Origin of the sequence: Streptomyces sp. NPDC058964 (genome assembly GCF_042741275.1) — a bacterium.
Classification (GTDB): domain Bacteria; phylum Actinomycetota; class Actinomycetes; order Streptomycetales; family Streptomycetaceae; genus Streptomyces.
The window spans coordinates 1-9105 of sequence record NZ_JBHYKH010000368.1; the positions used below are offsets into that span (position 1 = coordinate 1).

Sequence of the window (9105 nt, forward strand, 5' to 3'; positions counted from 1 at the left end):
GGTCCCTTCCTGTGCGAGCCCTGGGCCGCTCCTTGCTCGACAGAGTTGCTCTGCCTATTGAGCGATGGGAATGACCTCCACATCAACATCAGCGTTTTCTAGCGCGTTAATGGCTCTCATGAGTGCCACCTGGGAAAAGGTGAAAAGGTTTCCCCTGGATACTGTTGCGTCATCCTTGATGGCAATGCCGTAGATTAGCTTTTTCGGCTTCACGTTTGGATCGAAAGCGTGAGTGTTGCTCCGCTGCCTGATGCGAGCCAGAAGTTTGACTCTCGCTTCTCGGTCAGCCCTCAGTGCTTCAATAGACGTCCACCCTTGGGCAAACAGATGACTTAGCGGGGCTGAGCTAGAAGCCCTCTTGACGTGTATCAGTTCATTGTTCGGTCCGATTATGTCGCAGGCCTCGATTCCGTAGGGGTGTTGTTTCGTATGGATCTTCTTCCGGTCGAGGCAGACGGCGCCACCTGGGATGGCTTTTGCGGCCTCCCGATTGTAGTCCTCTTCTTCCGCCCAGCGACTGTCCCACTTGGGTAGCTGAATCGATGCGGGGCGGGCAAATACCTCATCGAGTCGATTGTGAAGAAAGTCGAGATAGTTGTCCCCCACCTCGAACCAACGCCCTTGGTGATAGAAGTAGTGTCCGGCGTCTAGTCCTGCCTCAAACGCTAGCCACTTGTGCGCTTTAACTTGCCTACTGACCTTGTCCCGACCATCAGCGTCAGAGCACATCTGGATGTAGCCAGATCGCAGGGCGTCCAGCCGCTCACCAAGAGGAAGGTCCTCCACGCGCTCCAAGACATCTGAGATGCTCAGCTCTTCGATAACCTCGAAACGCTCCGAGGCGATCTTGATGCGATACGAATTCGTCCCATGTTCATGCTCTTCGCACTCTGCAGGAAGTGTCAGAGCCAACGGTCCTCGGTCCGCGGAGCCCAGCGCTTGGGACAGTTTAATTTCCAGCTTGCTGACCTGTTTATTGGTCGATTTGAGCGATCGGATCTGGTCAATAAACCCCAACTCGGGTACAGGAGATGAGGTTTGGGTGATTCTCGTTACCTCGTGTAGGTCTCCGATGAGGTCCGCAGGCTTTACACCCAGTGGTATTTTTAGGGAGTCGGCGGCCGCTATGCCCACCTTCTTTGGTTTGTCCCTATTGAAAGTCATTGACGCTTTTTCGAGGGTTCCTGCGAGTCGGCTGACTATTTCTCCATAGGATTCGATCCCGAACCCTCGAATCGACTGTCCGCCGGGTACGGTGCTACGGTCCACCCTCGCTCGACTGTCAAGAATGTTGCGTGTTACCTGCCGAATGAGTTCCGGCTCAATGGATCGAATTGAGAACGAAAGTCCAAATCCGGAGTCTATTCGAGACGGGTCGATAAGTAGGTGCCCCATGCCAAAAGTTAGGGCGTATGGCCCCCCTGATACTCCTATCACGATGGCTCCGGCTGCGGCGCGGTTTGATATTTCCGCATCTTTTCCCGTAAGTGACTTGAAGGTGGCACTCCAGTCCGCCCGGTCCTTCTTGCCTACGATTCCCCAAATCGCTATGGCGGGAACTCCATCAATTTCGGTTGATTCGACAGTGAAGTCGTCATGGCTCGCGTAGTAATCGGCGAGCGATTCTCGAAGTCCGGCGTCACTGGAATCCGTATCGATGAGTCGGTACAGAGTGGATCGCCTTGCTTTGCCACTCGAGTCATCTGATGCATCGACCATGGGTCCCCACCCCTCGAATCGGATGTCCAGAATCAGGGATCGTACATTCGAGGTCATGGTTTGACACTCGAACAAGCAAATCGAACGAATTGTGGTCAGTGGTGAGCAGACCTGAACCGTCGTCTGTTGGCCCGAAGTCGTCGTGCATGGGCGCTCTGGTGCCGGCTTGTGGAACGACCTAGCGTGGCTGCACATGGGGAGGGCTAAGAAGAACAAGCCGCGCCGCAGACGGGGCAGCACCGCCGAAGCGCAGGCGTCAGGATCTGTGTACTTCTGCGGTGTCGAAGGCGTCGTGATCAGGCAGGCGCGTCGTGGCGAGGGGCAGCGAGTGTTGGAGCTGCTGTCGACAATCGACACCGAGTACGACGATCTCGACTATGCGGTGCAGCACATCGACGCGGGGACCTATGCCTCGTCCGGAGCGGGTCTACGTCGTGCCCTGGTCGCCGAGGCACAGGGTGACCCCGGACTTGTTGGGGCACTCCTCGCCCTGCCTCCCGCGAGCCTGTTGCGACGGTTACAGATGGCGGAGGCTCCTCGGTCTGTGGTCAGCGGCGTGGCTCGTTCCATTGCGAAACTCAAGGCCGTCGCCGTTGCGCCTGAGAGACGTGGCGACAGAATCGGTGAGGCGCTGGTGAGGGCCTTCGTTGACGAGTACAGCGCCGCCGACTACGAGGTGCTGTACGCCCAGGTGGACGTCGACAAGCCGGCTCTCGCGCGCTGGTACGGCCGACTGGGGTTCGAGGCCCTCGGCGAAGGTGCTCCGCTCCGTCTTGATCCGCAGGGGAAGGTCGCTATCTACCCTGTCGGGGCCGAGCAGCTCGTGGTGCGGGTCTTGACCTAGGCCGACTACCTGCATCGATGCCCTCGCAGAGTGCCTGTCCTCGGGCCGTCTCTGGGCCGTCCAAGAAGACCTGCTGACAGCCGAGGACGACCAGCAACGACCACCATGGAGACCTTGGGCCCCAGGTCACTCCATTCGATCTGCGACACTGATAGGGCCATGCCTAAGCCCGGAGAACTCACTTTCGTAGCCCCGCGCGGAGCCAAGCTGCCGCCGCGGCATCTCGCCGACCTGTCGCCCGCCGAGCGCAAGGAGGCCGTCGCCGCGGTCGGTGAGAAGCCGTTCCGTGCCAAGCAGCTCTCGCAGCACTACTTCGCGCGGTACGCGCACGACCCGGAGCAGTGGACCGACATTCCCGCCGGTTCGCGCGCCAAGCTGCGGGAGGCGCTGCTTCCCGAGCTGATGACGGTCGTGCGGCACCTGTCCACCGACCAGGGCACGACCCGCAAGACGCTGTGGCGGCTGTTCGACGGGACGCTCGTCGAGTCGGTGCTGATGCGCTACCCGGACCGGGTGACGATGTGCATCAGCTCGCAGGCGGGATGCGGTATGAACTGCCCGTTCTGCGCCACGGGGCAGGCGGGGCTCGACCGTAACCTGTCGACCGCCGAGATCGTGCACCAGATCGTGGACGGCATGCGCGCGCTGCGCGACGGCGAGGTGCCCGGCGGCCCGGCCCGGCTGTCGAACATCGTCTTCATGGGCATGGGCGAGCCGCTCGCCAACTACAAGCGGGTCGTGGGGGCCATCCGGGCGCTCACCGATCCGGAGCCGGACGGGCTCGGGCTGTCGCAGCGCGGCATCACCGTGTCCACCGTCGGGCTCGTGCCTGCCATCCACCGGTTCTCCGACGAGGGCTTCAAGTGCCGCCTCGCGATCTCGCTGCACGCTCCGGACGACGAGCTGCGCGACACCCTGGTCCCCGTGAACACGCGGTGGAAGGTGCGCGAGGTGCTCGACGCGGGGTTCGAGTACGCCGCGAAGTCCGGGCGCCGGCTGTCCATCGAGTACGCGCTGATCCGGGACATCAACGACCAGGCCTGGCGCGGCGACCGGCTCGGTCGGCTGCTCAAGGGCAAGCCCGTCCACGTCAACCTCATCCCGCTGAACCCGACACCGGGGTCCAAGTGGACCGCCTCGCGGCCTGAGGACGAGAAGGCGTTCGTCGAGGCCATCGCGGCGCACGGGGTACCGGTTACCATCCGGGACACCCGAGGTCAGGAGATCGACGGTGCCTGTGGTCAGCTCGCGGCCAGCGAGCGGTAACCTGACCGGGTCAGTACATCTTCATATTCCGACAGGGGAGCGCCACAGCGCTGAGAGTGCGGCAACCGGGCCGCAGACCCTCTGAACCTCGCCCAGGTCATTCTGGGTAGGAAGTTCGGTCATCACTCAAGCTGTTGCGCCCTGCCCGGGCCCCGGTGGAGTCCTCCACGGGTCCTGGGCGGGGCCGCGTCTCTTCCTGGTCACCCCCAGGAGGAATCCAGTGCACAACAAGACCCTCGTGGCCGTCGCCACCGGGATCGGTCTGCTCGCGCTGTCCGCGTGCGGATCGTCCGGCGGCGCGGGAGCGGCGGAATCCAAGACCGTCACCCTCGTCAGCCACGACTCGTGGGCCGTCTCGAAGAACGTGCTCAAGGACTTCGAGAAGCAGTCCGGCTACAAGGTCAAGGTCCTCAACGACGGCGACGCGGGCCAGGCCGTCAACAAGGCGATCCTGACCAAGGACAACCCGCAGGGTGACGTCTTCTTCGGCGTCGACAACACCCTGCTGTCGCGCGCCCTCGACAACGGGCTGTTCCAGCCGTACGAGGTCAAGGGCTCCGACCTGGTCCTGCCCCGGTACCGGGTCGACCAGGCCAAGCACCGCGTCACGCCGATCGACTCCGGCGACATCTGCGTCAACTACGACAAGGCGTACTTCAGCAAGCACAAGCTGACCCCGCCGCAGTCCTTCGACGACCTGGTCAAGCCCGAGTACAAGAACCTCCTCGTCACCGAGAACGCGTCCACGTCCTCGCCCGGCCTCGGCTTCCTGCTCGGCAGCGCCGCCAAGTACGGCGATGGGGGTTGGCAGGACTACTGGAAGAAGCTGAAGGCCAACGGCGTCAAGGTCGTCGACGGCTGGGAGCAGGCGTACAACGAGGAGTTCTCCGGTTCGGCCGGCGGCAGGAAGGCGCACGGCGACCGGCCGCTCGTCGTGTCCTACGCCTCCTCCCCGCCCGCCGAGGTCATCTACGCGAGCCCGAAGCCCGACTCGGCCCCGACCGGGGTGTCGTACGGCACCTGCTTCCGGCAGACCGAGTACGCGGGGCTGCTGAGCAACGCGAAGAACACCAAGGGCGGCAAGGCGTTCCTCGACTTCCTGCTCACCAAGGAGTTCCAGGAGGACATGCCGCTGAAGATGTTCGTCTACCCGGTGCGCCAGGCCGCCCAGGTGCCGCCGGAGTTCGTCAAGTACGGCCGGCAGGCCTCCGACCCGGAGACCATGGCCCCCGACAGGATCGCCGCCAACCGTGACCAGTGGGTCAAGTCGTGGACGTCGCTCGTACTGAAGCTGTGTCTTTCAAGGGGCGCACGGGGAACGCGGCGCGGCTCGCCCTGATGGCCGGGCCGGTCGCGTTCTTCGCGCTGTTCTTCGCCTACCCCGTCACCGCGATCGTCGCCCGCGGCCTGAAGGTGGACGGCGTCTGGCGGTTCGGGCGGATCGCGGACGTCGTCACACAGTCCGACGTCCGGCACATACTGTGGTTCACCACCTGGCAGGCGCTCGCCTCCACCGCGCTCACCCTGCTGGCCGCGCTGCCCGCCGCGTACGTCTTCGCGCGCCTCGACTTCCCGGGCAAACAGGTCCTGCGGGCCGTCGTCACCGTCCCGTTCGTGCTGCCGACCGTCGTCGTCGGCACGGCGTTCCTCGCGCTGGTCGGCCGCGGCGGGCTGCTCGACGAACTGTGGGGCGTACGGCTGGACACGACCGTGTGGGCGATCCTGCTGGCGCACGTCTTCTTCAACTACGCGGTCGTCGTACGGACGGTCGGCGGCCTGTGGTCGCAACTCGACCCGCGCCAGGAGGAGGCCGCGCGGATGCTCGGCGCGTCGCCCCTGAGGGCCTGGCGCAAGGTCACCCTCCCGGCGCTCGCCCCGGCCGTGGCCGCCGCCGCGCTGATGGTGTTCCTGTTCACCTTCACCTCCTTCGGTGTGGTGCAGATCCTCGGCGGCCCCACCTTCTCCACGCTCGAGGTCGAGATCTACCGGCAGACCTCCGAGATCTTCGACCTCTCCACGGCCGCGGTGCTCACCATCGTCCAGTTCGTCGCGGTGGGCGCGATCCTCGCCGTGCACGCCCGGACGGTACGGCGCCGGGAGACCGCGCTGCGCCTGGTCGACGCGTCGGTGACGGCACGACGGCCGCGCGGGGCGGGCCAGTGGGCGCTGCTGGCCGGAGTCCTCGCCACCGTCGCCGTACTCCTGGTGCTGCCGCTCGCCGTGCTGGTGCGGCGGTCGCTGGACGCCCCCGGCTTCGGCTACTACCGCGCGCTGACCAGCGAGGACGCGGGTACGTTCCTGGTGGCGCCGATCACCGCGATCGGGAACTCGCTCCAGTACGCCGTCGCCGCCACCGCCATCGCCGTACTGATCGGAGCTCTCGCCGCCGCCGCGCTGGCCCGCCGTGACGCGGGCCGGATCGTGCGCGGATTCGACGCGCTGCTGATGCTGCCGCTGGGCGTGTCCGCGGTGACCGTCGGCTTCGGCTTCCTCATCGCCCTCGACGAGCCGCCGCTGGACCTGCGCCAGTCGTGGATCCTGGTGCCGCTCGCGCAGGCCCTGGTCGGCGTGCCCTTCGTCGTACGCACCATGCTGCCGGTGCTGCGGGCGGTGGACGGACGGCTCCGGGAGGCGGCGGCCGTCCTCGGGGCGTCGCCGTGGCGGGTGTGGCGGGAGGTCGACCTGCCGATGGTGCGGCGCGCGCTGCTGATCGCGGCCGGATTCGCCTTCGCCGTGTCGCTGGGGGAGTTCGGGGCGACCGTGTTCATCGCGCGGCCCGACCGCCCGACGCTGCCCGTCGCGGTGGCGCGGCTCCTCGGGCGGCCCGGTGACCTCAACTACGGGCAGGCGATGGGCCTGTCGACGATTCTGATGGTGGTGTGCGCGGTGGCGCTGCTGGTGCTCGAGCGGTTGCGGACCGACCGGACGGGGGAGTTCTGATGCTGCTGAGACTCGAGGCCGCGACCGTGCGCTTCGGTGGGCGGGCGGTGCTGGACGCCGTGGACCTGGCCGTCGCCGAGCACGAGATCGTGTGCGTGCTCGGGCCCAGCGGCAGCGGCAAGTCGACGCTGTTGCGGGCGGTGGCCGGGCTCCAGCCGCTGGACTCCGGGCGGGTGTCGCTCGACGGGCGGGACCAGACGGGTGTGCCCGCGCACAAGCGGGGGGTGGGGCTGATGTTCCAGGACCATCAGCTCTTCCCCCAGCGGGACGTGGGCGGCAACGTGGCGTTCGGGCCGCGGATGCGTGGCACCTCCAAGGGGCAGCGGGACGCCGAGGTGCGGGAGTTGCTGGACCTGGTGGGGCTTCCGGGTGCCGCCCGCCGGGCCGTCGCCGGGCTCTCCGGCGGTGAGCAGCAGCGCGTGGCACTGGCCCGTGCCCTGGCGCCCCGGCCCCGGCTGCTGATGCTGGACGAGCCGCTCGGCCAGCTGGACCGCTCGCTGCGGGAACGCCTGGTCGTCGAACTCCGCGAGCTGTTCGGCCGGTTGGGCACCACCGTGCTGGCCGTGACGCACGACCAGGGTGAGGCCTTCGCCCTCGCCGACCGGGTCGTGGTGATGCGGGACGGACGGATCGCCCAGTCCGGGACGCCCCTTGAGGTGTGGCAGCGTCCGGCGGACGAGTTCGTGGCCCGCTTCCTGGGCTTCGACAACGTGGTGCCGGCGACGGTCGCGGGGGCGGCCGCGGCCACTCCGTGGGGCAAGCTCCCGGTGCCCAAGGACGCACCGCAGGGCCCGCTGTCGTTGCTGGTACGGCCCGCGGGTGTGCGGCTGGTGGGCTCCGGCGAGGGCCTGCGCTGCACCGTGACCGCCCGCACCTTCCGGGGGACGCACGTCGCCGTCCATCTCCGGCCCGAGGACGGCGGCCCGCGGCTGGAGGCGGCGTGCGCGCTGCGGGAGGCGCCCGAGGTCGGGCAGGAGACCGGGGTGGAGTTCGACTCGGCCGAAATCGTCGTCCTCGGCTGATCATCGTGCGCCTAGGGTGACGGCCATGACGTTACTCGCACATGACCGCTACTGTGACGAAATCGCCCACCAGGTGGGGCAGTTGCGGCGGGTGGTGACCTCCGGTGCCGACCTCGCCGCCACCGTGCCCACCTGCCCGGACTGGACGCTGGAGCAGCTCGTACGGCACATGGGCGGTGCGCTGCGCTGGGTGGAGGCCATCGTCTCGGTCCGCGCGCAGGAGAACGTCCCGCAGGAGCGGATCCCGCTCCACGACGGCCCCGGGGAGCGGGGCGACCCCGCCGCCCTGGACGCCTGGCTCGCCGAGACCGGTGAACTGGTCGTCGGCACACTGCGGGAGGCCGGCCCGGACACCGAGGTATGGGGCTGGCTCGGGGACCGCAGCTCCGGGTTCTGGGCCCGCCGTATGACGCACGAGATCACCGTCCACCGGGCGGACGCCGCGCTCGCCGCCGGGCTGCCCTACGAGGTCGCGGCCGACGTGGCCGCCGACGCCCTGGACGAATGGCTGGAGATCGCGCAATGGGCCCAGCGGCGCAAGGGGCGCGAGGACGCGCCGCGGCCGGCCGGGCCCGACCGGAGCATCCACCTCCACGCCACCGACACCCCGCCCGGACTGAACGCCGAGTGGATCGTCGAGTACGGCGCGGAGGGCCTCGACTGGCGCCGCGGGCACGAGAAGGCGGCGGTGGCACTGCGCGGCCCGCTCACCGCCGTCCTGCTCGCCTTCTACCGCAGGCTGCCGCTGGACAGCCTGGAGCTGGAGATCCTCGGCGACCGGACGGTGCTGGAGTCCTGGCTGGAGCGGGCCTCGTTCGGCTGAACGGCCGTGGGGGGGGCGCCCCGGCCGCCGGGGCGGGCCAGCCCGACCGGCGGGCGGGGGCCGCGGCGCGCCCCCCCCACCCCCCCCACACCCCGCCGCGCGCGCCCCCGGGCCGGGCTGGTCCCCGGCGTTGTCTGCAGGGCGGTTGAGTGTCACAGCCGCTCTCCTACCACGGCCCTGTCCCGGTATGCGTGTGTCTGTACGACCTGGTGTTGTGTGTTATGCGTTGGGGTCGGCGGCGCTGATGTCGCCCAGGGCGGAGCCGGGGTCGCGTTCCACGGCCAGGTCACCGAGCGCGACGATGCCGACCGGCTGGCCGTTGTCGACGACCGGCAGCCGGCGAAGCGCCTTGGACCGCATCAGCTGCACCGCCCGGTCGACGTCGTCGTCCGGGGCGACAGCCACCATCTCGCGGCTGCATGCCTCGCCCACTGTCCGGTCTGTCACGTCCCCGCCGTCGGCGAGGATCCGGACGGTCAGGTCCCGGTCTG

General features: G+C 67.6%; 8 protein-coding genes and 1 riboswitch. Of the genes, 6 read left to right on the forward strand and 2 right to left on the reverse strand.

All coding sequences use genetic code 11. The features are described 5' to 3' along the window. Nucleotides 1–54: 54 nt before the first annotated feature. The gene (locus ACFW2E_RS33280; protein ID WP_384471546.1) at nt 55–1776 is read right to left on the reverse strand and encodes a DUF6119 family protein; all 1722 of its coding nucleotides are present in this window, start codon (nt 1774–1776) and stop codon (nt 55–57) included. A gap of 136 nt (nt 1777–1912) precedes the next feature. Here ACFW2E_RS33280 and ACFW2E_RS33285 point away from each other — a divergent pair, with 136 nt between their 5' ends. The 6 genes from ACFW2E_RS33285 (at nt 1913) to ACFW2E_RS33310 (ending at nt 8614) form a co-directional block, all read left to right on the forward strand. Continuing rightward, complete coding sequence (locus ACFW2E_RS33285; RefSeq protein ID WP_384471549.1) at nt 1913–2563, forward strand: GNAT family N-acetyltransferase; 651 nt, start codon at nt 1913–1915, stop codon at nt 2561–2563. A gap of 159 nt (nt 2564–2722) precedes the next feature. Next, nucleotides 2723–3829, forward strand: a complete 1107-nt coding sequence (rlmN, locus tag ACFW2E_RS33290) for a 23S rRNA (adenine(2503)-C(2))-methyltransferase RlmN (protein ID WP_384471552.1) — start codon at nt 2723–2725, stop codon at nt 3827–3829. Between the two features lie 23 nt (nt 3830–3852). Next, nucleotides 3853–3960: riboswitch (TPP riboswitch) on the forward strand. 89 nt (nt 3961–4049) lie between these two features. Further along, nucleotides 4050–5168 (forward strand): thiamine ABC transporter substrate binding subunit, encoded by a 1119-nt coding sequence (locus tag ACFW2E_RS33295; RefSeq protein WP_384471555.1) that lies wholly within the window; start codon nt 4050–4052, stop codon nt 5166–5168. Further along, on the forward strand, nt 5168–6769 hold the full coding sequence (locus ACFW2E_RS33300) for an ABC transporter permease (protein WP_384471568.1): 1602 nt from the start codon (nt 5168–5170) through the stop codon (nt 6767–6769). Before ACFW2E_RS33295 ends, ACFW2E_RS33300 begins: the two co-directional genes overlap by 1 nt. Beyond that, entirely contained in the window at nt 6769–7791 is a 1023-nt protein-coding gene (locus ACFW2E_RS33305) for an ABC transporter ATP-binding protein (protein WP_384471559.1), read from the forward strand. Before ACFW2E_RS33300 ends, ACFW2E_RS33305 begins: the two co-directional genes overlap by 1 nt. Nucleotides 7792–7816: 25 nt before the next feature. Beyond that, nucleotides 7817–8614, forward strand: a complete 798-nt coding sequence (locus ACFW2E_RS33310) for a maleylpyruvate isomerase family mycothiol-dependent enzyme (RefSeq protein ID WP_384471562.1) — start codon at nt 7817–7819, stop codon at nt 8612–8614. Nucleotides 8615–8833: 219 nt separating this feature from the next. Here the strand turns inward: ACFW2E_RS33310 and ACFW2E_RS33315 are convergent. Beyond that, nucleotides 8834–9105: CBS domain-containing protein (locus tag ACFW2E_RS33315; protein ID WP_384471565.1), on the reverse strand; the 272-nt coding region annotated here is incomplete at its 5' end.

Bases quoted from the DNA above. Each gene is read 5' to 3' on its own strand.
- rlmN (WP_384471552.1), top strand. From the start codon at position 2,723: ATGCCTAAGCCCGGAGAACTCACTTTCGTAGCCCCGCGCGGAGCCAAG.
- ACFW2E_RS33285 (WP_384471549.1), top strand. From the start codon at position 1,913: ATGGGGAGGGCTAAGAAGAACAAGCCGCGCCGCAGACGGGGCAGCACC.
- ACFW2E_RS33305 (WP_384471559.1), top strand. From the start codon at position 6,769: ATGCTGCTGAGACTCGAGGCCGCGACCGTGCGCTTCGGTGGGCGGGCG.
- ACFW2E_RS33310 (WP_384471562.1), top strand. From the start codon at position 7,817: ATGACGTTACTCGCACATGACCGCTACTGTGACGAAATCGCCCACCAG.
- ACFW2E_RS33300 (WP_384471568.1), top strand. From the start codon at position 5,168: ATGGCCGGGCCGGTCGCGTTCTTCGCGCTGTTCTTCGCCTACCCCGTC.
- ACFW2E_RS33280 (WP_384471546.1), bottom strand. From the start codon at position 1,776: ATGACCTCGAATGTACGATCCCTGATTCTGGACATCCGATTCGAGGGG.